Raw genomic sequence first — 21,896 nt, forward strand, 5'->3', positions numbered from 1 at the left:
CGCCCCCGGATGAGCGTGCCGGGCGGCAGGCCGCGACCGGACAGCCCGCCCGATGACCCGCCAGCCCCGTCGCCGGATGCTCCTGGCCACCCTTCTTGCCCTGGCGGCGGGTGCGGCACCGGCCCTCGCGCAAACCCCCGCGGCGGGCAGCGCGTGGACGCCGGACCGCCCGGTGCGGCTGATCGCCAACGGCGCCCCCGGCAGCGGCGCCGACACCGCCGCCCGCGCCGTGGCCCAGGGCATGGCGGAAATCACCCGCGCGACGATCGTGGTGGAGAACCAGTCCGGCGGCGGCGGTGCCGTGGGCATCCTGGCCGCGGCGCACAGCAGGCCGGACGGCCTCACCCTGCTGGCCGCCGTGTCCGGCGTGCTGCTGGGCCCGCTGATCGACCGCACCCTGCCCTACGACGTGTTCCGCGACCTCGCGCCGGTGTCGCAGATCAACCGCTCCACCGCCGTGCTGCTGGTGAACAACAACACCCCCGCGACCACCCTGCGGGAATTCCTCGACCTCGTCCGTGCCGCGCCCGGCCGCTTCGACATGGGCAATTTCGGCTACGGCTCCTCCTCGCACCTGCAGGGCGAGATGCTGGCGCGCCGCGCCGGCGTGCAGTGGCAGCCCGTGCCCTTCCAGAGCAGCCCGCCGCTGATCCGCGACATGCTGGCCGGCCATATCTGCTGCGGCGTGTCCGACCTCGGCTCGGCGCGCGAGATGCTGCGCGACAAGCTGCTGCGCCCGCTGGCCGTCAGCGGCACCGGCCGGAGCTTCCTGCTGCCGGAGGTCCCGACCTTTGCCGAGCAGGGCATCACCGGGCTGGAGCCGATCATCTGGCAGGGCATCTTCGCCCCCGCCGGCACGCCCGAGCCGGTGCTGAACTTCTGGAGCCGCGCCGCGGCGGCCGCCCTGCGCCGGCCGGAGGTCGCGGCGGTGCTGCGCGGCAACGGCTCCGAAACGGTGGGCAACACGCCCGCGGAATTCGCCGCCTTCCTGCGCGACCAGCAGGCGCGCTGGAAGGCGATCGTGGACGAAACCGGCATCCGCATCCACTGACGCCGCGGCGATTGCGCCGGAACGCCGCGCGGCGCTACCAATAGGAGGCACAGCCCTCATTCAGGGCGGGCAGAACCGGGTGCCGCGGCAGCCGGAGCAACGGACGGGGAAAGCCAACGCCATGAAAGTGATCATCTTCGACCTGGTGCCCTATGCCGCCGAGCTGGACCACCTGAAGGAGGGCGGCAAGGAGCTGCCCTATCCGCTGTCGGGCAAGCACTTCGACCCCGCGGTCGCCGCCACCACCTACGAGGAACACCTGGAAGCCTGGGAGGAACTCGACCGTCTCGGCTTCGACGGCGTCGCCTTCAACGAGCACCACTGCTCGCCCTACGGGCTGATGAACTCGCCCAACCTGCTGGCCGCCGCCGCCATCCAGCGCACCAAGCGCATCAAGCTGCTGATCTACGGCAACCTGCTGCCGTTGCACGAGCCGCTTCGCCTGGCGGAGGAGCTGGCGATGCTGGACTGCATGTCGCGCGGCCGCATCATCTCCGGCTTCGCGCGCGGCATCCCGCGCGAATACCAGGTGCACAACGTGCCCATGCCCGATAGCCGCCCGCGTTTCGAGGAAGCCTTCGAGATCCTGCTGCGCGCCTGGGGCGAGGAGATCTTCTCCTACCAAGGCAAGTTCTGGCAGTACAAGGACGTCTCGATCTGGCCGCGCCCGTTTCAGCAGCCGCGCCCGCCGATCTGGATGCCCGTGACCGGCTCCAAGGAATCGCTGGAATTCGCCGGCCGGCACAACATCCCCATCACCCCCGGTGTCGCCGCCACGCCGCTCGGCTTGCAGGAAGACGCGGTGCGCTACTACGCGCAGTGCCTCGCCGCCGCGGGCCACCGGCTGACGCCCGACCACCTGTCCGTCGCCAGCAACGTCTACCTTGCCGACAGCAAGGAACAGGCGGTGCGCGAAACCGGGCCGCACTACCTGTACTTCAACCGCACGCTGTTCTCGCACGGCTCCTTCACCGACACCGACCGCCAGCGCGCCGGCGGCTATGTCAGCCAGAACTCCAACGACTACGTGCGGCCGGAGAACATGCAGGCAGCCGCCCGCTCGCGCGCCGATTTTCGCGACCTGACGCCGGAGATGGTGGAACAGCAGGCGCAGCGCATGCCCTGGGGCAACGCCGACGAGGTGACGACCAAGCTGATCGAGCGCGCGGACCACCTCGGCGCCAACACGCTGCTGGTCAGCCTGAACCGCGGCGTGATGCCGCACGCCATGTTCATGAACCAGATCCGCCGTTTCGCGAAGGAGGTGCTGCCGGCCCTGCAGGCGCACGAGGTCCAGCCCTCGCGCGCCCTGGAAACCGTGCCGGCCTGACCGGCCCGGGCGTGCCCCCGGGGGGCTCCCCCGGGAGTATGCCTTCTGCCCAACGACCACCACCGAACAAGCATATCCCAGGGCACCGCAGCGCCCGGGCGGGCCGCCGGGCCGGGCCGTCCTGCCCAGAAACCGGATGGAGCTCGCGCGACCGGCACCGGCCGCAGCGACCCGCCCCTGGGCGGCCGGCCAAACATGAACAATTTCGAGGATTTCCGTTCAGGGCGGCAGGGTCTACCGCGTTCACCCTGAGAAAACGCATGGGAGGCAGCGACCGGAAGGCTTCCGCGCCAGGACGGCTCACGAGCCGCCACGGGTCCCCCGCAAGGCAACGTCACGCCCGAGGCGTCCCCGTGGCGCCCAGGCCGTCAAAGGTGGAACCCCCCAATGTCTCCCTGTTCCCGACGTACCGCACTCGCCGCCACCGCCGGCACCCTGGCCGCCTCGGCCACCGGCCTGGCGCAGACCGCAGCCCCCGCGCCAGACAGCCCCGCCGCCCCCGCCAACACCCGCACCACCATCCCCGGCGCCCGCAACCCGGAGCGGGAAGCCCAGAACCCCGACATGCTGAACCCGCCCTCCACCGACCACGGCACGCTGCCCAACCTGCGCTTCAGCTACGCGGACGCGCATCGCCGCATCGAGGCCGGCGGCTGGACGCGGGAGATCACCACGCGCGAACTGCCGATCTCGCAATCCATGGCCGGGGTGAACATGCGCCTCATGGCCGGCGGCGTGCGCGAGATGCACTGGCACAAGGAAGCCGAGTGGGCCTGCATGCTGAAGGGCAACGCCCGCATCACCGCGGTGGGCAGCGACGGCAGCTTCTTCATCGACGACGTGGCGGAAGGCGACCTCTGGTACTTCCCCTCCGGCATCCCGCATTCCATCCAGGGCACCGGCGACGACGGCTGCGAATTCCTGCTGGTGTTCGACAATGGCGGCTTCTCCGAAGACAGCACCTTCATGCTGACCGACTGGGTGAAGCACGTGCCGAAATCCGTGCTGGCCAAGAATTTCGGCTTGCCGGAAAGCGCCTTCGATCAGTTGCCCAAGGAACACCTGTATATCTTCCCGGCGCCGCCGCCGCTCCCGATGCAGCAGGAACTGCCGCAGGGCGTGGCCCGCATGGCCACGGGCCTGAGCCACCGCATGCTGGCGCAGGCGCCGGACGTGCGCGGCAGCGGCGGCAGCGTGCGGATCACCGACTCCTCGAACTTCCCGGCGTCGAAGACCATCGCCGCGGCCCTGGTGGAGTTGGAGCCCGGCGCGATCCGCGAACTGCACTGGCACCCCAACGGCGACGAATGGCAGTATTACATCACCGGCCAGGGCCGCATGGGCGTGGTGGGCCCGGAAGAGCACGCGCGCACCTTCGACTTCCGCGCCGGCGATGTCGGCTACGTGCCCTTCGCCATGGGCCACTACATCGAGAACACCGGCACCGACACGCTGCGCTTCCTGGAAATCTTCAAGAGCGACCGCTACGCCGACATCTCCCTGGCGCAATGGATCGCCACCACCCCGCCGACGCTGGTGCAGGCGCACCTGAACCTACCAGAGGGCGCGCTGCAGCGCCTGCCGAAGCCGAAGTCGCCGGTGATCAAGCGCTGAGACCCGCGGCGCGGCAGTTCCTGACGCCCTCGGGGCGCGAACTGCCGCGCCCCGGGGGGGCGCGGCCAGCCCGGCCGCTTCCCCTTGTCCCCCGCGCGGCCCGCCGACTAGAACACGGCTATGCCCGACCCGACACGACCGCTGCTGGTGACGCACAGCGGCTCCTTCCACTGCGACGAATCCTTCGCCTACGTGGTGCTGCGGCATGCGCTGGGGCTGGGCACCCCCGGTACCGACCACCGGCTGCTGCGCACCCGCGACGCCGCCCTGATCGCCACGGGCGACATCGTGTGGGATGTCGGGCTGGTGTTCGACGAGGCCGCCAACCGCTTCGACCACCACCAGCGCGGCGCCCCGCAGCGCCCCGACGGCACGCCCTTCAGCTCCGCCGGCCTGGTCTGGCAGCGCTACGGCGAAGCCGCCATGCGCGCCCTGCTGCGCCCGGCCGGCGCGGACCACCTGGCCCCCGCCATCACGGCCGAGCTGGACCGCGCCCTGGTGCGCCGCATCGACGAAACGGACAACGGCGTCGCCAGCACCCGCGACCCGCTGGACCTCGCGGCGCTGGTGGCCGACTGCAATCCCGCCTGGGACAGCCCGCGCGGCACCGGCCAGGAGGCGGAGGACGCCGCCTTCCTGGTGGCGGCCGACATGCTGGACGGCGTGCTGCGCCGCCGGGTGGAATCGCTGCGCGCCCGCTTCGCGGCCGATGCGCTGGTGGTGGCGGCCCAGGCCGCTTCCGCCGATCCGCGCATCCTGGAGCTGGACCGCAACATGCCCTGGAAGGGTGCCGTCTTTTCCCACGACCTGCCCGTGCTCTTCGCGGTGTACCCGGTGTCCAACGGCAACTGGATGGTGGACGCCATGCCGCCCGAGCCCGGCTCCTTCGGGCAGCGCCTGCCCCTGCCGGAAAGCTGGGCCGGGCTGCAGGATGCGGCGCTGGCGCAGGCCTCGGGCGTGCCGGACGCGGTGTTCGTACACCTGCGCCGCTTCGTGGGCGCGGCCCGCTCGCGCGCCGGGGCGGTCGCCATGGCGCAGCGGACTATCGCGGCCGCGAACTGAACCCAGCGCCTCGCGGCCGGGGTGGCCAGCCGGCCGCCCATCCCGGCCCCGCGGTAAACTGTTGCACCGCACGATTGTTCCGCTAAAGGAATGTGGACGCCCGCCCCGCCGCCGGGGCACGGCGCCTCGCACCACCCGACCGGAGAACCCGCGATGCGCAGCCCGGCCCGCCCGATGCCAGGCCCCCCGGCCATCCCCGCGCCGCCGCCCCGGTAGCAGCGCAGGGCGGGAACCGCAGGATGGTCCTGCACGTCGTGGACGGCGCGACGCTGAAATGTTCCTTCGGGGCCGCCCCGTCGCGGCTGACCGTGCTGCCCGTCAACCGCATGTGGATCGAGAACGCCCCGGCGGCCAACATCCTCGACCACAAGCCGATGGTGAACATCCAGCCCTTCGGCGCCTGTTCCTGCCCCGCCAACCCGCAGGTCGCGGCCGCCACCGCCGCTGCCCTGGGGGTGCTGACGCCGCAGCCCTGCATCCCCGTCACGCCCACCCCTTGGTTCATCGGCTCGGTCAACGTGACGCTGGTGGCGCCGCAGATCCTGAACGACACCGCCAAGTGCCTCTGCACCTGGGGCGGCGTGATCACCGTGGCCGATGCCGGCGAACACACGGAGGAAGTGCCGTGACCCCGCGCCGCCGCGACGCGCGCCGGCCGGAACGCACCGGCCCCGGACGCCTCCACCGGCGGCGCAACCACGCCTGGCCGGACAGCCCCCGCCCGGGACATGCCCCTGCGGCACACGCCCGACCCGGGCGCACCCGACCATGGCGCTGAAGCAGCGCGACCGCCGCGTCACCCTGGACGCGGCGGCCTATCCCAACCCGGAAGGGGAGGACCTCAACGACCCGCTGGTGGTGCTGCAGGTCAGCGGCACGGAGGGCATCTCCATGCCCTACGGCTTCGACCTTACCTTGGTGGGCGGCAGCACCCGCATCGATCCCAAGAAGCTGATCGGCTCGCGCGGGCGCCTGGGCTTCAAGCGCCGCATCAACCCGACGGGCGAGGAGCACGAGTACCGCTACCGCCACGGCATCTTCGAAACCTTCAGCGAGGTCGGCACCCAGAAGGGCCACACCACCTACCTCGCCCGCCTGGTGCCCGCCTTCGCCTTGACCCGGCACGAGGTCCGCTACCGCGTCTTCGAGGAGCGCACCCTCGCCGAGATCGTGGAAACCGTGCTGCGGCCCTACGAGCAGATCCGGGTGCTGACCGACATCATCCGCACCGAACTGCCGGAGCGCATCCCCTTCTGCGTGCAGTTCGGCGAGAGCACGCTGAACTTCGTCCACCGCCTGCTGGACCGCTTCGGCGTGTCCTACACCTTCGACCACGAGCGCGAGCGCGACGGCGAGGTGATGGGCCTGCACCGCAACAGCGCCCGCTCCGCCACCACCGCCGCCCCCCTGGCGCTGGACCACGGCAAGCCCGCCGACCGCACCGTGACCAACTGGCGCAGGTTCTTCCACGCCGCCCCGCGCGGCGTGCAGGTCGGCAACTTCAACGAGATGGACCCGCGCAGCCCCTTCCGCTCGGAGGACGAGATGCTGCCGCCCTACGACATGATGGGCGAGTTCCCCGCGCACGAGGCCGAGGGCTTTCCCGCCCCGGTGGGGGAGGAGTTCCCCGCCCGCGACTTCGCCCGCGCCCGGATGCGGCAGAACGAGGTCGGCATCGTCACCGTCACCGGCCTGACCAAGGATGCCAGCTTCCGCGCCGGCCTGTCCTTCACCATCGCAGAGGACAAGCTGCACAGCGGCGAGGAGCACAAGCCCTACCTGCTGCGCGCCGTCGCCATCCACGCCTTCGACTTCGACGAGGGCCGCTCCACCGTGGGCAAGATCTGGGACGCCGTGCTCAGCCTCGCCGGCCTGGGCGGCAAGGACGAGGAGGATGTGTCGGGCGCGGCCGCGCAGATGGCGCTGGACGCGGTCAAGGACCAGCTGAACCGCGGCAAGTCCATCATGTCCTGGCTGGTGAACGAGCCCGGGGCCAAGAACCCCTCCACCCTGCCCAAATACATCCAGGACGCCATTGGCCGGCCGCTCAACGCCGTGGCCGCCATCGTGCCGGCCATCAGCGCCGGGCTGTCGGCGATCGACGCCATCCAGAACAAGCTCGCCCGCCACGCGGATTTTTCCGTGGCCTTCGACGCCATCCCGATGCACGCCCCCTACCAAGCCAACCTGTGGCCTACGCCCGCGGCCTCGCGGCCCATGGCCTACGGCCCGCACCTCGCCCTGGTGGTGGGGCCCGACGGCGTGTCCACCGCCAAGGGCGACCACTGGACCGACGCGCTGGGCCGCATCCGCATCCGCTTCCCCTGGGACCCCGGCACCAACCCGGACCGCGACGACTCGCTGGAGCATGCCGGTAACACCTGCTGGGTGCGCGTGTCCGAAGGCTGGGCCGGCGACCGGCTGGGCAGCCAGTTCATCCCGCGCATCGGGCAGGAGGTGATCGTCGCCTTCGTGGACGGCGACCCGGAGCGCCCGCTGGTGGTGGGCCGCACCTACAACGCCGCCACCGGCGCCACCGGCCTGCCCTATCCGCCCGCCGGCGCCGCGGGCAAGTCGCTCGGCCGGGTGGCCGACCTCAAGGGCACGCAAACCACCGAAGCCCCGCGCAGCGGCATCCGCACCCGCTCCACCCCGGTGCCCGAGAAGAGCAAGGCCGGCTTCCACGCCATCCGCCTGGACGACAAGCTGGGCGCCGAGCAGTTCCTGCTCCGCTCCGAACGCCGCACCGACTTCACCACGATCGGCACCCGCCACGACACCACGCGCGGCAACCTCCACGTCCTGGTCGGCGGCACCTCGGAGGAAGGCAAGCCGCCCCCGGGTGGCTCCATCTTCACCACCGCCGGCGGGGAATGGGACCTCAAGGTCAAGACCGACCGCTTCGAGATGAACGAGGGCAAGCACACCGTGCTGGTGGGCGACTACCAGATCACCGTGGCGGAGAACGCCATCGGCCTTTCCGCCGGCAGCAACATCGGCCTCAACGCCGAGGAACTGATCCTGGAGGGCAGCAAGAAGATCACCCTCAAGGTCGGCGGCAGTTCCGTGGTGCTGACCCCGGCCGGGGTCTGGATCGACGGGCCGATGGTGAAGATCAACAGCGGCGGCTCGCCCAACAACTTCGGCGAGATCGACGTGGAGGAACCCTTCGACGCCGCCAAGGCCGACCCGGGCGATCCGCCGGACTGGCTGGCCAAGCAGCCCAAGGGCGGCGGTGGCGGCCGCCGGAAGCACACGATCAAGCCCAAGGAAGGGCTGGTCTTCGTGGCCGACGACGACGGCAACCTGCACCTCGACGGCGTCGACGGCTCGGTGATCGTGCAGCCCGGCAACGACGACTTCACCAACGGCGCGATCAACGACCTGACCGATGCCATGAAGGACCCGGACACCAAGAACCGGGTGGAGCGCCTGAACAAGGGCGACAAGCCCGTGGTGATCCAGCAGGCCCCCTACAGCGACGCCCCCGTCGCCACGGTGACGCCTGAGAACAAGGCCGACGCCACCCCCAAGGGCCAGCCCACCGGCGAGAAGAACCCCGACGGCACGCCGGAACTCGGCACCGGCGAGGGCTCGCCCTCCTCCATCGAGTACGACCCCGCCGACTGGCAGGGCGGCGAGCCCGGCCAGCTCACCGGGCCGCAGGTGCTGGGCGAAGGGTTGCGCAAGGCCGACGACAACGCCGGCAACCCGCCCCTGCCGGAAGGCAGCGGCGGCGGCGATGCACCCGAGGGCGGGCCGGGCGGAGAGCCCGAATACCCTCCCTCCCCCTCGCCGCTGCCGCCCCCGCCGCCGCCGCCGATCCAGCCCTCGCCCGCCCCGCCGGTGGCACCGCCCGGGCCGTCCCCGCTGCCGCCGCCCCCGCCGCCCAAGCCCGGTGGCCGCCCGTGAGCGGCACCGCCGCGCGCTTCCAGCCCGGCGCGCAGCTGGTGCTGGACTGCCGCCCCGGCAAAGCCGCCGGGCACCTCGTTTTCACCTATCGCGTGGAAAACCGCGGGGTCGCCGGCGCCCTGGTGATGGACGCCATGACGCCGCGCGCCCGCCCCGGCCAGAAGCAGCCCGGCCCGCCCAACGACCAGGTCGCCACCGTGCTCTTTGCCGAGGACGGCTCCGCCCTGGTGGGCAAGGTGCTGCCGCCGCTGCCCACCGACCGCGCCGTGATCGCCGTGGCACCGCCGCTCTGCATCCTGCTTTCCCCCGGCGAGGGCATGGAGCGCGAGCTGCGCCTGCCCCTGCCCTTCGCCGAAGGCAACCCCTACCTGCCCGACCTGACCTTGCGGCAATACGCCCCCGCCGCCGTGGCGGCCGTGGTGCTGGCGATCGGCTGGTGGCCGGAGGACCTGCCCGGCCTGCACGCCGCACCCCTGTCGTCGGCCCCGGACTTCCACCTGGTGTCCCCGCCCGCCGGCCACGGCAAGGTGCCGCTGGCCACCCGCCGCTTTCCCACCAACGGGCTGGAAATCCTGCGCCGCCTGGACAGCTTCCCGCGCATCCTCACCAGCCATCGCGTGGTCTGAGGGCGCAGCCGGAGCGGGTTGCCGGAAAGATCCGGCCGGGGCCGAGCGGGACCTGTCGGGGCAGTACGCCGGATCAGCGCAGCAGGGCGGGCAGCAGGGCGTCCAGCCGCAGCCGGCCCTCGTCCGTGGCCACCAGCCGCCCCTCGGGGCTCCAGAGCAGGTAGTCCTCGTCCAGGCAGGCCTGCAGCACCGCCGGCTCCACCGTATCCGCGAAGGGCCGGCCGGAGCGGGCGCTGATCCGGGCGGGGTCCACGCCCTCGCTCAGCCGCAGCCCCATCAGCAGCGCCTCGCGGCCGCGCTCCTCGGCGCTCAGCGGCAGCTCCTCCACCCGCCCGTGCCCCTGGGTTTCCACCAGTTCCAGCCAGGCTTCCGGCCCGCGGTGCCGGCGGGCCGCCAGCAGTTCGCCGCCCAGCGACAGCCGCTGATGCGCCCCCGGCCCGATCCCGATGTAATCGCCGTAGCGCCAATAGGTCAGGTTGTGCGCGCTTTCCGCGCCCGGCACGGCGTAGTTGGACACCTCGTAGGACCGCAGCCCGAAGCGTGCCGCCTCCTCCGCCGTGGCAGCGTACAGCGCCGCGGCCTCCTCATCCTCCGGCATCGCGAAGGCGCCGCGGGCGTGTTCGGTGGCGAAGCGCGTGCCCGGCTCCACCGTCAGCTGGTAGAGCGACAGGTGGTCGGCGGCCAGCGCCAGGGCCTGCCGCAGCTCCGCCCGCCAGGCGGCCTCCGCCTGGCCGGGGCGGGCGTAGATCAGGTCGAAGCTCAGCCGCGGAAAGGTGGCGCGGGCATGTTCCAGCGCCGCGATCGCTTCCGCCGCGGAATGCCGCCGGCCCAGGAAGCGCAGCGCCGCCTCGTCCAGCGACTGCACCCCCAGGCTCAGCCGGTTCACCCCCGCCTCCCGGAAGGCCCGCAGCTTGGCCGCTTCCACCGAGGTCGGGTTGGCCTCCAGCGTGATCTCCAGCCCCTCCGGCGCGTCGAACAGCGTCCGGGCATCGGCCAGCAGCCCCGCCACCACCTCCGGCGGCATCAGCGAGGGCGTGCCGCCGCCGAAGAACACCGACACCAGCCGCCGCCGCCCCAGCCGCGCCGCTTCCCCCGCCAGCTCCCGCCGCAGGGCGGCGCCGAAGCGGGCGGCGTCCACCCGCTCCCGCACATGGCTGTTGAAGTCGCAATACGGGCACTTGGCGGCGCAGAACGGCCAGTGGATGTAGAGGGCGAGCGGTTCCGGGGTCACTGGGGCGCTGTTTTCCGGTTGCGCCCGGCACCAGGGCCGGGCGAGGCGGGTGTTGCCGCCGCGCGGGCACCCGCCGCCCCGCGGCCGAGGCGGGCGGAAACGGTGGCACCGGCGCTGCGCGGCGAAGGGTCGGGGGAGATATGGCGATGAACGAGGCATCCGTCGCGGGGGATTCCGTGTCCCGCGTCCGCGCGGCCCTGGCTCGGGCCGGCCACCCCGACACCGTGGCGGCCTTTCCCGCCGGCACCCGCAGCGCGGCCGAGGCTGCGGCGGCGGTAGGCTGCGACGTCGCGGCCATCGCCAAATCCATCGTGTTCCGCGCCGGCGAGCGCCCGGTGCTGGTGATCGCCTCCGGCAGCAACCGGGTGGACCTCGGAAAAGTGGCGGCCGCCACCGGTCTCGCCGTGAAGCGTGCCGAGGCCGGCTGGGTGCGCGACACCACGGGCTTCGCCATCGGCGGCGTGTCGCCCCTGGCGCACCGGACACCGCCGGTGGTGCTGCTGGACGAGGACCTCTTCGCCCTGCCGGTGGTCTGGGCCGCGGCGGGCAGCCCCGCGCACGTCTTCTCCACCACCCCGGCCGAGCTGCTGCGCCTCACCGGCGGCACCCGCGCCACCGTGCGGGACGACGCGGCGGGCTGAGCGCCGCGGCCGGCCAGCCCCCGCACCGTCGATGCCGGCGGCGCCCCGGCCCCCGCCCCCGCCCCCGGCAAGCCGCTCACCCCCGCGCCGCGCCTCACGCACCCGCGCGCTGGACGCGAACCGCATTCGCCGCCAGCCTAGGCGCCACCCCATGCCACCGACCCCCGAGACCGATCCCGCCATTCCCGACGGGCTGCCGCAACCGCGCCGCAACTGGGCCACCGTAGCGGTGGCCTTCGCCATCGTGATGGCAGTCATGGACGGCGCCATCGCCAACGTCGCCCTGCCCACCCTGGCGCGCGACCTAGGCGTCAGCCCCGCGGAATCCATCTGGGTCGCCAATTCCTACCAGCTGACCATCGCGGTGCTGCTGCTGCCCATGGCGGCGCTGGGCGAGATCGTGGGCTATCGCCGCATCTATCTCGGCGGGCTGGTGGTGTTCCTGCTGGGCTCCGTCGCCTGCACCCTGTCGAACTCGCTGCCGACGCTGGTGGCCGGGCGCGTGGTGCAGGCGCTGGGCGCGGCGGGGCTGATGGCCATCAACACGGCGCTGATCCGCTACATCTATCCTCGGGCCCTGCTGGGGCGGGGCATCGGCATCAACGCGGTGATCGTCGCCACCTCGTCCGCCCTGGGTCCCACGGTGGCGGGCGGCATCCTGGCCGTCGCCTCCTGGCCCTGGCTCTTCGCGGTGAACGTGCCTCTGGGCCTCGCGGCGCTGGCCCTGGGCTGGCGCTCCCTGCCCGAAAGCCACCGCGCCCGCCGCCCCTTCGACGTGATCAGCGCCGTGCTCTGCGCCCTGTTCTTCGGGCTGCTGGTCACGGGCATCGACGCGCTGGGCCACGGCGCGAGCTGGGGCTGGCTGGCCGCGCAGTTCCTCGCCACCGTGCTGATCGGCACGGTGCTGGTGCGCCGCCAGCTCGGCATGCGGGCGCCGCTGCTGCCGCTGGACCTCCTGCGCATCCCCATCTTCGCGCTCTCGGTGGGCACCTCCGTGTGCTCCTTCCTGGCGATGATGCTGGCCTATTCCTCCCTGCCGTTTCACCTGCAGTCCGGCTTCGGCTTCGACGCGGTGGATACCGGCCTGATCATGACGCCCTGGCCGCTGGCCACCGCCGTGGTGGCCCCCATCGCCGGCCGCCTGGCCGACCGGCATTCCGCGGGGCTGCTGGGCGGGCTGGGCCTCCTGGTGCTGGCCGCGGGCCTTTCCGCCCTGGCGCTGCTGCCGGCCCAGCCCAGCGTCGTCGCCATCGCCTGGCCGATGGCGGTCTGCGGCGCGGGCTTCGGCCTGTTCCAGTCGCCCAACAACCGCACCCTGATCAGCGCCGCCCCGCGCGAGCGCAGCGGCGGCGCCGGCGGCATGCTCTCCACCGCCCGTACCCTGGGCCAGACGCTCGGCACCGCGCTGGTGGCGCTGATCCTGGCCCGCGCGCCGCAGGAGGGGCCGGTGATCGCCCTCTGGGTCGGCGCGGCGGTGGCGCTGGTGGCCGCCGGGATCAGCAGCCTGCGCCTGCTGCCGGGCGGGCGGAACGGGGCGGGCTAGAACCCGCGGAGCGGCGGGACGCGGCGCGCCGCCGGCGCAGCCCTCAGCCGGGCAGAACCTGCGCGAGGCCCAGGCCCGCGAGGCGTGCGGTGGCGAGGAGCCGGTCCGGGCCGTGCCCCTCACGCGCCATGGCGGAAAGCCCGGCCATGATGGTGACGACGTAGTCCGCGAGCCGTCCAGCCGCCTCCGGATAGGTGGCAGCGACGAAGCCGCGAAGGGCGTCCTCGGCCCCGGCGGTCAGGGCGCGGGCGGCCTGCCGCGCTTCGGGGTCGTTGCAGCGGGTTCCCTCGATGGCCAGGCATCCGGCACCGGAAGGGTCGGCGCCGAAGCGGCGGGCGGCCTCCTCCAGGACCTCGGCGAGGGCCTCGGCCACTGGCCGGCCGGGACGGAGGATCTCGGCCAGGGGAACGCCCTCCCCGGCGGTGTAGCGGCCGAGGATGCGGGCATAAAGGCCGGCCTTGCTGCCGAAGGCGGCATAGAAGCTGGGCGGATTGATGCCGAGCGCCTCCGTGAGGTCGGCCACGCTGACCGCGTCGTAGCCGCGGGCCTGGAACAGGCGCTGGGCGGTGGCCACTGCCTGGTCCGGGTCGAAGCGGCGGGGGCGGCCGCGCGGGCGTGGAGTATTTGTAGTCATTCCTACAAAAAGCCTTGACGGGGCAACAGGAGAATTTATGTAGCGGCGACTAAGTTAAACCGCAAGGAGAGCTTCATGGCCAGTCTTCAAGGTAAGTCCGTTCTCGTGCTCGGCGGCAGCCGGGGCATCGGGGCGGCCATCGTGCGGCGCTTCGCGGCGGATGGGGCCACGGTGACCTTCACCTATGCCGGCTCCAAGGACGCGGCGGAACAACTGGCGGGCGAAACCGGCACGACCGCGGTGCTGACGGACAGCGCGGACCGGGACGCGGTGATCGCGCGGGTGCGAAACAGCGGGCCGCTGGACGTGCTGGTGGTGAATGCCGGCGTGGCAATGGTGGGCGACCCGCTGGAGATGGATGCCGACGCGGTGGACCGGATGATCCGCATCAACGTCCAGGCGCCCTACCACGCGGCGGTGGAAGCGGCCCGCCGAATGCCGGAAGGCGGGCGGATCGTGGTGATCGGCTCCAATGTCGGCGACCACGTGGGCTTTCCCGGTATCGCGGCCTACTCGCTGACCAAGTCGGCGGTGCAGGGCATGGTGCGCGGGCTGGCGCGGGATTTCGGGCCGCGCGGCATCACGGTGAACGCGGTGCAGCCCGGGCCGGTGGACACGGACATGAATCCGGCGGACGGGCCGCTGAAGGACCTCCTCTACGGGAAGATGGTGCTCCAGCGGCACGGGCGGCCGGAGGAGATCGCCGGGCTGGTGGCCTGGCTGGCGGGGCCGGAGGCGGGCTTCGCGACCGGGGGCATGCACACGATCGACGGCGGCTTCAACGCCTGACGCGGCGCGGCGGGGATCGGGCGGGACGCGACAGCCCCGCCCAGCCTGGCGCCCCGCGCCGGGGCCGGGTTGTGGCCGACGCGCAACTCCGCCCCTGCGCCCGCGCCCACCCCGCCCTACCTGTTTCGGCGACGCGCCCGGGCAAGCCGGGCACACCGCGAGGAGACACCGCCCATGGCGGGTTCACGACGGCAGCTGCGCCTGGGCGCCTTTATGCGCCCCACCAGCATCCACACCGGCGCCTGGCGCTTTCCCGGTGCTTGGCCGGACGCCAACTTCAACTTCCGCCACCTCAAGCGCTTCGCCCAAACGCTGGAGCGCGGCCGCTTCGACGCCTTCTTCATGGCCGACCACCTGGCCGTGCTGAACATGCCGGTGGAGGCGCTGAAGCGTTCCCACACCGTCACCTCCTTCGACCCGATGATCCTGCTGCCGGCGCTCGCCGCGGTCACGGAGCATCTCGGGCTGATCGCCACCGGCTCCACCACCTTCGACGCGCCCTTCCACGTCGCGCGCCGCTTCGCCTCGCTGGACCACCTCAGCGACGGCCGCGCGGGGTGGAACATCGTCACCACCTCCAACCCCGACGCCGCGCTGAACTTCGGGCTGGAAGAGCACCTGGAGCACGACGAGCGCTACCGCCGCGCGCGGGAGTTCTTCGACGTGGTCACGGGCCTGTGGGACAGCTGGGCTGACGACGCCTTCACTCGCGACGTGAACAGCGGCCAGTTCTTCGACCCCGACAAGCTGCACGTACTCAACCACAAGGGCCCCTACTTCTCCGTGCGCGGCCCGCTGCACGTCGCTCGCCCCGTGCAGGGCTGGCCGGTGATCGTGCAGGCCGGCTCCTCGGAGGCCGGCAAGCAGCTGGCGGCGGAAACCGCGGAGGTCATCTTCACCGCGCAGAGCAACCTCGCCGCCGGGCAGCGCTTCTTCGCCGACGTCAAGGGCCGCCTCCCCGCCCTCGGCCGCTCGCCCGAGCACCTGAAGATCCTGCCCGCCGCCTTCGTGATGGTGGGCGACACGGTAGCCGAAGCCCGGGCGAAGCGCGCCACGCTGGACAGCCTGGTGCACTACGACAGCGCCATCGCCTCGCTCTCGGTCGCGCTGGGCCACGACGCTTCCGGCTTCGACCCCGACCGCCCGCTGCCGCCCATCCCGGAAAGCAACGCCAGCCAGAGCAGCCGCGCCCGCGTGGTGGAGATGGCGGAACGCGAAGAACTGACGGTGCGGCAGCTGGCGCAGCGCCTGGGCGGCTATTCTGGCCTGGCGATGGTGGGCACGCCCAGCACCATCGCCGACGAGATGGAGGAATGGCTGGAAGCCGAGGGCAGCGACGGCTTCAACATCATGTTCTCCCACCTGCCCGGCGGGCTCGACGACTTCGTGGACCAGGTGATCCCCGAACTGCAGCGCCGCGGCCTGTTCCGCCGCGAATACGAGGGCGCCACCCTGCGCGAGAATCTCGGCCTGCCGCGCCCGCCCAACCGCTTCTTCCCGGGCTGACCGCGCAACGCCGCCCGGCCCCCGCGGGCGCCGGGCGGTCCCGTCAGTCCGCGGGGCCGCGATACACCGGCTCGGGCTGCGCGAAGAAGCCGTGCAGCAGGTGGTACACCATCAGGTAGTTCTTCTGCTGGAAGGAGGCATGCGCGATCCCCGGCATGACGCAGAACTGCTTGTGCGCGTTGGGCAGGCGGTGGAAGAACTTCGCCAGGTCCTCGAAGCTCGCGATGCCGTCGTATTCCCCGCGCATGATCATGGTGGGCATCGTCAGCCCTTGCGGGTTCACCACCGGCAGCTTGGAGCACATGTCCACGTAGGTCCCCGTGGGCATGGAACTGTCCAGCGCCAGGATCGCGTCGGCGAAGGCGTCCACCACCTTCTCCTCGGCGGTGCCGGGATGATCGCGGGTGAAGATGCTGTGCACGAAGGCGCGGTCGATCGGCCGGCTGTTGCGCGCCAGGTAGTCCGGCAGCTTCTTCTTCCGCTCCGCCAGGGTCGGGCTGCCCTCGCCGGTCCAGACGAAGGCGTCCAGCGCCAGCCGCTTCACCCGCTCCGGATGCCGCTCGGCGAACATCGCGGCGCGCAGCGCCCCGGAGGAGATGCCGTAGACCAGCAGCGGCCCGCTGCCGCGCTGCTCCTCAATGTAGCGCGAGGCCGCTTCCAGGTCGTCGGCGCCGTTGCTGATGTCGAAGTTGATCGGGCGCGACTTATCCGACCGCCCGTACCCCTCCATGTCGACGCACCAGGTGTCGAAGCCCTGGTCGTTGAACCAGTCCATCACCGAGGAATACGGCCGCCCCGGCACGTGCAGGTCGAAGGTCGGCTGCGATGCCATGGAGGAGCCGTGCACGAACAGGATCGTGCCGCGCTTCGGCCCCTCGCCCTTCGCCGTCTTCTCGAACAGGAACAGCCGCACGCCGTTCTTGTTTGTCCAGTGGTCGGTGCCGGGACGCCGCGCCTCGGGATCGTCGGTCGGGGCCATGGTGCTTCCTCCTGCGTTGCCACCCTCATACCGCACCGGGCGGGGCCGGCAACCGCCACCTCCGTCCGGCCCGCCTCACCGGGCCGCGCGCCGGCTTACGCCCCCAGCACTACCGGCACCGGCTGGAAGCGCCGCACATCCACCAGCCCGATATCGGAGATCCGCAGTTCCGGGATCACCACCAGCGCCAGCAGCGAGTGCTGCATCACCGCGTTGTTCAGCCCGCAGCCGCATTCCGCCATCGCCGCCACCAGCCGCCCGGCCTTGCGCGCCACCACCTCCGCCCGCTCATCCGACATCAGCCCGGCGATCGGCAGCTCCACCAGCGCCAGCTCGCGCCCGTCGCGCATCACGCAGATGCCGCCGCCGACCTCGGCCAGCCGGTTCACCGCCGCCGCCATCGCCTCGCGCGAGGTGCCCACCACCAGCACGTGGTGGCTGTCATGCGCCACCGTGCTCGCCACCGCGCAGGACCCGGTGTAGCCGAAGCCTGACACGAAGCCGTTGCTCACCGTTCCCGTGCCGCGGTGCCGTTCCACCACCGCGACGTGGCACACATCCTGCGCCGCGTCGGCCTCCACCCGCCCGTTCCGGCACGGCAGGCGGCGCACCAGCGCGCGCGTCGGCGCCTGGTTCTCCACCACGCCGATCACGTTGCACGCGACGCTCTCCACCCCCGCCGGCGCCGGCACGCTGAAATCCACGGCCCGCACCGCGCGCCCGAGCCGCACCGTGTCCCGCGCGGAGGCCGGATAGGCGTAGGGCGGCACCTCCACCGCCAGCGCCCCGTCGCGCGCCAGCACCACCCCGCGCCCGATCACCACCTCCACCGGCAGCCTCGCGAGGTCGGAGCTGAGGAACAGGTCCGCCCGCCGCCCCGGCGCGATGGAGCCCAGCTCCCGCTCCAACCCGAAATGCTGCGCCGTGTTCAGCGTCGCCATCTGGATCGCGGTGACCGGCCGCAGCCCCTGCGCGATCGCGTGCCGCACCACGCGGTCCATGTGGCCGTCCTCGACCAGCGTGCCGGAATGGCTGTCGTCGGTGCACAGCACGACGTTGCGCGGGTCCAGCCCGCCTTCCGTCACCGCGCGGACCTGCGCCGCCACGTCGTACCAGGCGGAGCCCAGCCGCAGCATCGCCCGCATCCCCTGCCGCACCCGCGCCACCGCGTCCTCGGGCCGCGTACCCTCGTGGTCGTCGGCCGGGCCGCCCGCGGCGTAGGCGTGGAAGGGCAGCCCCAGATCGGGTGAGGCGTAGTGCCCGCCCACCACCTTGCCCGCGCGCTGCGTCGCCGCGATCTCGCCCAGCATGGCCGGGTCGCCCGCTACGACGCCGGGGAAGTTCATCATCTCGCCCAGCCCGATGATGTTGGGCCAGCCCATCGCCTCCGCCACCTCGGCCGGGCCGATCGCGGCGCCGGCCTGCTCCAGCCCCGGCGCGGAGGGCACGCAGCCCGGCATCTGCACGAACATGTTGACCGGCAGCGTCATCGCCTCGTCGTGCAGCAGCCGCACGCCGGGCAGGCCCAGCACGTTGGCGATCTCGTGCGGGTCCACGAACATCGTGGTGGTGCCGTGCGGGATCACGGCGCGGGCGAATTCGGTGGCGGTCACCATGCCGCTCTCGACATGCATGTGCGCGTCGCACAGCCCGGGCACCAGGAAGCGCCCTTCCGCCTCGATCACCTGCGTGTCCGGCCCGATCGCGTGCGTGGCGGAAGGCCCGACAAAGGCGAAGCGCCCCGCGGCGACCGCCACGTCGGTGCCGGGGATGATCTCGCCAGAATACACGTTCACCCAGCGGCCGCCGCGCACCACCAGATCGGCCGGCATCCGGCCCGCCGCCACGGCCACCAGCCGCGCCGCGCTGTCCGCCCAGCTGGCGATGCCACCGCTTGCCGTCATGCGCGCGCGCTCCTTTCGCGGAGCCGCGACCCACTGGCGGGCACGGCCCGGCTGTTGGCCCGAGCCTGCCAGATCACCGCGCCCGGGGAAACGGCGCCGCGGCGGAACGCGCCGGCAAGGGCGTCTCGCCAGCATCGCCCGCACCCCTAGCGGTCCAGCGGCTCGCCCTTCAGCCAGGCGGCGCCGGACCGGTACAGCGCCTCCACCTCCGGCCCCTTCAGCCCGGGCATGGTGGTCTTCACCTCGTAGCCGATGCGGGTCTGCAGGTAGGCGAGGTGCCGGTAGCCTTCCGGGAAACGCTCCAGCAGCCCGCGATCCAGCTCCAGCCGGGCCGCCGGGTCGATCGGGTCCATGCGGTCCTTCTCGTAGATCGGCTGACGCAGCACCACGCCCCACGTGCCGTCGCGCTTTTCCAGGAAGTCGTAGAAGCGGCCGGTGCAGACCACGTCCACCGGCACCCCATCCACCGCGGCGCGCTGGCTGATGGTCATCTTGGTCTGGCTGATGGCCCGCAGGCCGGAAATGTCGGCGCTGTGCCCGCCCAGGAAGTGCAGGATGGACACGCCCTTGGCCCAACCCTCCTGGCTGGCGCGGATGAAGCCCGCGGCATCCGCCTGGCACCAGGTCGCCTCCATGCGGCCGTCGGCGTGCCAAACGGTGCGGAAGCGCTCCCAGTCGCCGGCGTCGCGCCACACGACCCAGTTCTCGATCAGTTGGCGGATCGCGATGCGGTCCAGCGTGTCGGCATCCATGGCGCTGCGCCTCCCCTTCGGTGCCGCGGGCCGCCGGCAACCGCCGCCCCGGCCCGCATCGGCGCCCGGTGTAGCAGGTCGCGCGCCGCCGTCACGCCGCGGCCCGGCGGCGGGCGCCCCCGGCAGCCAAGGCGGCCGCCCCGCCGGCAGCGCTCAGCCCTTGGTGTCGCGGAAATACGGCTCCACCGTGCCCTGCAGCTTGATGGTCATGGCGTTGCCGTGCCGGTCCACACTCTTGCCGATGGCCAGGCGCACCCAGCCCTCGCTGACGCAGTACTCGTCCACATTGGTCTTCTCGACGCCCTTGAAGCGGATGCCGACGCCGCGCTCCAGCAGCGCCGCGTTGTAGAAGGGGCTGCGCGGATTGGTGGCGAGGCGGTCGGGCGGGGTGTCGTCGGTCATCACTCTGGCCTTGCGTGTTCCGGGTTGGCGCCGGGCGCCGGAAGGGGGTGATAGCGGGCGGCGGCGGCGCTTCCAACCGCCGCCCGCGCCATCCCCGCCCCGGCACCCCGGCCTTCCGGGGGCACGGCTCGCCTTCCGGTTGCACCTCCCGCCGGCCACAGGAAGTTGACAGGGACGTTACAGCTAATTTTTGCAACGTCGCTTTCTTAAAGAGATGATCCCGGGTAGGTCCGCGCCCACCGCGAGCGTGGGACCCACCGTCCCGACGCAGCCGGTCATCGCACCTGTTCCGGCGGCCCTCCGCCCGCAGGCGCTTCACCACCGGGAAAGAAGTCCTTGATGTCATTGCAACGCCTGCTGCTCGCTGCCACCGTGCTGCTCGCGCCCGCCGCCGCCCTGGCCCAGGCGCCCGCCCAGCCCGTGAGCGGCGTCTATATTGCTGGCGGCGCGGGTGTGAACTTCCTGCAGGACCGCGACATGGACGCGATCCGCGCCAACCGCGACTTCGTGCAAAGCTTCGGCGCCTCGCGCGACGGCCGCGTCGGCCACGATGTCGGCTGGGTCGGCCTGGGCTCCGTGGGCTACGGCTTCGGCAACGGCCTGCGCCTGGAACTGGAAGGCAACTACCGCCAGAACGAGGCCGACAGCATCCGCGGCTACGGCGGCGGCAACCTGACCAACCGCTTCAACCGCGTGGACGGCAAGGTCCGCCAGTACGGCGCCATGTTCAACGTGCTGTACGACTTCGCGATCCCGAACTTCCCGCTGCAGCCCTATGTCGGCGCCGGCGTCGGCTATGCCTGGAGCGAGTACAACAACATCCGCGGCACCCGCGCCGCCCCCGGCGGCGACACCGTGACCTTCCAGGACGTGGATGGCCACATCGCCTACCAGGCGATCCTCGGCGCGGCCTACCCGATCCAGGCGGTGCCCGGCCTCGCGGTGACGGCGGAATACCGCTACTTCGGCTCGCCCAACCAGCGGCAGAGCGGCCGCTTCTCGGACACGGCCGGCCGCACGGTGTCGCAGGGCAACTTCGACGGCGGCACCCTGAACAACCACTCCCTGCTGGTCGGCCTGCGCTACGCCTTCAACCAGCCGCGCCCGGCCCCCGTCGCCGTGGCCCCCGTGCCGGCGCTGGCCCCCACCGCCCGCACCTACCTGGTGTTCTTCGACTGGGACCGTTCCGACCTGACCGACCGCGCCCGGCAGATCCTGGCCGAGGCCGCCCAGTCCGCCAGCGGCAACGGCACCACCCGCATCGAGGTGGCCGGCCACACCGACCGTTCCGGCACGCCGCAGTACAACCAGCGCCTGAGCCAGCGCCGGGCCGAGGTCGTGGCCGCCGAGCTGGCGCGCCAGGGCGTCGCCCGCTCCAGCATGGTGATCCAGGCCTTCGGCGAGAGCCGCCCGCTGGTGCAGACCGCCGACGGCGTGCGCGAGCCGCAGAACCGCCGGGTGGAAATCCTCCTGCGCTGAAGCGCGGCCGCAGCCCGGCAGCGCGAGGCGGGGGGCCGGCCACCGGCGCCCTGCCCCCCGGACCCACCGCCGCCAGGGGAAAACCACCCCCCTGGCGGCGCGACCGGCTCAGAACCGGTCGCGGCGAGACCAGGGCGCGTCCTCCAACCCGCGGCGCAGCAGGTGATCGGCCGGGCGCAGAAGGCCCTGGCCGGCGCCGGCAACCCGCCCGCCGCGGCACCTGCGACCACGGGCCTGGCCCACCACCGCGTGGCGGCTTGGTGCCTCGCCCGTCCCGCCCGCGCCCTGGGCCGGGCGGGGCCCCTTTCCCCCGGCGCCGGCCGGTTTTCCGGCCGCTTTTTCCGGCCGCGCTGTGCCAGATTCCGCTCTTCGTGCCACTTTCGGCGGAATCTGCCATGCCGCTTTCCTTGCCTTTCTCTGAAGTATCTGATATTGTTGAAC

At 72.3% G+C, this 21,896-nt stretch carries 18 protein-coding genes; 12 read left to right on the forward strand and 6 right to left on the reverse strand.

Going from position 1 to position 21,896, the window contains the following annotated elements:
- The first annotated feature begins 52 nt into the window (after nucleotides 1-52).
- The 7 genes from ACLIBK_RS03005 (at nucleotide 53) to ACLIBK_RS03035 (ending at nucleotide 9,595) form a co-directional block, all read left to right on the forward strand.
- Entirely contained in the window at nucleotides 53-1,051 is a 999-nt protein-coding gene (locus tag ACLIBK_RS03005; RefSeq protein WP_415385736.1) for a Bug family tripartite tricarboxylate transporter substrate binding protein, read from the forward strand.
- Between the two features lie 121 nt (nucleotides 1,052-1,172).
- A complete protein-coding gene (locus ACLIBK_RS03010; protein WP_415385737.1) occupies nucleotides 1,173-2,381 on the forward strand; it encodes an LLM class flavin-dependent oxidoreductase in 1,209 nt (402 codons plus the stop codon).
- 387 nt (nucleotides 2,382-2,768) lie between these two features.
- On the forward strand, nucleotides 2,769-3,995 hold the full coding sequence (locus ACLIBK_RS03015) for an oxalate decarboxylase family bicupin (RefSeq protein WP_415385738.1): 1,227 nt from the start codon (nucleotides 2,769-2,771) through the stop codon (nucleotides 3,993-3,995).
- A 120-nt stretch (nucleotides 3,996-4,115) separates the two neighbouring features.
- Nucleotides 4,116-5,057 (forward strand): MYG1 family protein, encoded by a 942-nt coding sequence (locus ACLIBK_RS03020; protein WP_415385739.1) that lies wholly within the window; start codon nucleotides 4,116-4,118, stop codon nucleotides 5,055-5,057.
- A 239-nt stretch (nucleotides 5,058-5,296) separates the two neighbouring features.
- Nucleotides 5,297-5,686, forward strand: a complete 390-nt coding sequence (locus ACLIBK_RS03025) for a DUF4280 domain-containing protein (protein ID WP_415385740.1) — start codon at nucleotides 5,297-5,299, stop codon at nucleotides 5,684-5,686.
- A 139-nt stretch (nucleotides 5,687-5,825) separates the two neighbouring features.
- On the forward strand, nucleotides 5,826-8,969 hold the full coding sequence (locus ACLIBK_RS03030) for a type VI secretion system Vgr family protein (protein WP_415385741.1): 3,144 nt from the start codon (nucleotides 5,826-5,828) through the stop codon (nucleotides 8,967-8,969).
- On the forward strand, nucleotides 8,966-9,595 hold the full coding sequence (locus ACLIBK_RS03035; protein ID WP_415385742.1) for a hypothetical protein: 630 nt from the start codon (nucleotides 8,966-8,968) through the stop codon (nucleotides 9,593-9,595). Before ACLIBK_RS03030 ends, ACLIBK_RS03035 begins: the two co-directional genes overlap by 4 nt.
- A gap of 73 nt (nucleotides 9,596-9,668) precedes the next feature.
- On the opposite strand, the gene hemW is transcribed toward ACLIBK_RS03035, so the two are convergent.
- On the reverse strand, nucleotides 9,669-10,826 hold the full coding sequence (gene hemW / locus ACLIBK_RS03040) for a radical SAM family heme chaperone HemW (RefSeq protein ID WP_415385743.1): 1,158 nt from the start codon (nucleotides 10,824-10,826) through the stop codon (nucleotides 9,669-9,671).
- 146 nt (nucleotides 10,827-10,972) lie between these two features.
- Here hemW and ACLIBK_RS03045 point away from each other — a divergent pair, with 146 nt between their 5' ends.
- Both ACLIBK_RS03045 and ACLIBK_RS03050 read left to right on the forward strand, forming a co-directional pair.
- Nucleotides 10,973-11,467 carry a YbaK/EbsC family protein gene (locus ACLIBK_RS03045; RefSeq protein WP_415385744.1) on the forward strand — a complete coding sequence of 165 codons (495 nt, stop codon included), beginning with the start codon at nucleotides 10,973-10,975 and terminating at the stop codon, nucleotides 11,465-11,467.
- A 151-nt stretch (nucleotides 11,468-11,618) separates the two neighbouring features.
- Nucleotides 11,619-13,010, forward strand: a complete 1,392-nt coding sequence (locus ACLIBK_RS03050) for an MFS transporter (protein WP_415385745.1) — start codon at nucleotides 11,619-11,621, stop codon at nucleotides 13,008-13,010.
- 43 nt (nucleotides 13,011-13,053) lie between these two features.
- Here ACLIBK_RS03050 and ACLIBK_RS03055 read toward each other — a convergent pair whose 3' ends face one another.
- Nucleotides 13,054-13,644, reverse strand: a complete 591-nt coding sequence (locus ACLIBK_RS03055) for a TetR/AcrR family transcriptional regulator (RefSeq protein WP_415385746.1) — start codon at nucleotides 13,642-13,644, stop codon at nucleotides 13,054-13,056.
- A gap of 75 nt (nucleotides 13,645-13,719) precedes the next feature.
- Between ACLIBK_RS03055 and bdcA the strand changes: the two genes are divergently transcribed.
- A complete protein-coding gene (bdcA, locus tag ACLIBK_RS03060; protein ID WP_415385747.1) occupies nucleotides 13,720-14,433 on the forward strand; it encodes an SDR family oxidoreductase in 714 nt (237 codons plus the stop codon).
- 174 nt (nucleotides 14,434-14,607) lie between these two features.
- Nucleotides 14,608-15,939, forward strand: a complete 1,332-nt coding sequence (locus ACLIBK_RS03065; RefSeq protein ID WP_415385748.1) for an LLM class flavin-dependent oxidoreductase — start codon at nucleotides 14,608-14,610, stop codon at nucleotides 15,937-15,939.
- Between the two features lie 43 nt (nucleotides 15,940-15,982).
- On the opposite strand, the gene ACLIBK_RS03070 is transcribed toward ACLIBK_RS03065, so the two are convergent.
- The 4 genes from ACLIBK_RS03070 to ACLIBK_RS03085 form a co-directional block, all read right to left on the reverse strand.
- Nucleotides 15,983-16,918 (reverse strand): alpha/beta hydrolase, encoded by a 936-nt coding sequence (locus ACLIBK_RS03070; protein ID WP_415385749.1) that lies wholly within the window; start codon nucleotides 16,916-16,918, stop codon nucleotides 15,983-15,985.
- A 95-nt stretch (nucleotides 16,919-17,013) separates the two neighbouring features.
- Nucleotides 17,014-18,822 (reverse strand): adenine deaminase, encoded by a 1,809-nt coding sequence (gene ade, locus ACLIBK_RS03075; RefSeq protein ID WP_415385750.1) that lies wholly within the window; start codon nucleotides 18,820-18,822, stop codon nucleotides 17,014-17,016.
- Nucleotides 18,823-18,968: 146 nt separating this feature from the next.
- Entirely contained in the window at nucleotides 18,969-19,574 is a 606-nt protein-coding gene (locus ACLIBK_RS03080) for a nuclear transport factor 2 family protein (RefSeq protein ID WP_415385751.1), read from the reverse strand.
- A gap of 153 nt (nucleotides 19,575-19,727) precedes the next feature.
- Nucleotides 19,728-19,976 (reverse strand): DUF3297 family protein, encoded by a 249-nt coding sequence (locus ACLIBK_RS03085; RefSeq protein WP_415385752.1) that lies wholly within the window; start codon nucleotides 19,974-19,976, stop codon nucleotides 19,728-19,730.
- 339 nt (nucleotides 19,977-20,315) lie between these two features.
- On the opposite strand from ACLIBK_RS03085, the gene ACLIBK_RS03090 reads away from it, so the two are divergent.
- Nucleotides 20,316-21,455 (forward strand): OmpA family protein, encoded by a 1,140-nt coding sequence (locus ACLIBK_RS03090; RefSeq protein ID WP_415385753.1) that lies wholly within the window; start codon nucleotides 20,316-20,318, stop codon nucleotides 21,453-21,455.
- Nucleotides 21,456-21,896 lie beyond the last annotated feature (441 nt).

The sequence above is a fragment of the Roseomonas sp. BN140053 genome (assembly GCF_047690175.1).
Taxonomy (GTDB): Bacteria; Pseudomonadota; Alphaproteobacteria; order Acetobacterales; family Acetobacteraceae; genus Roseomonas.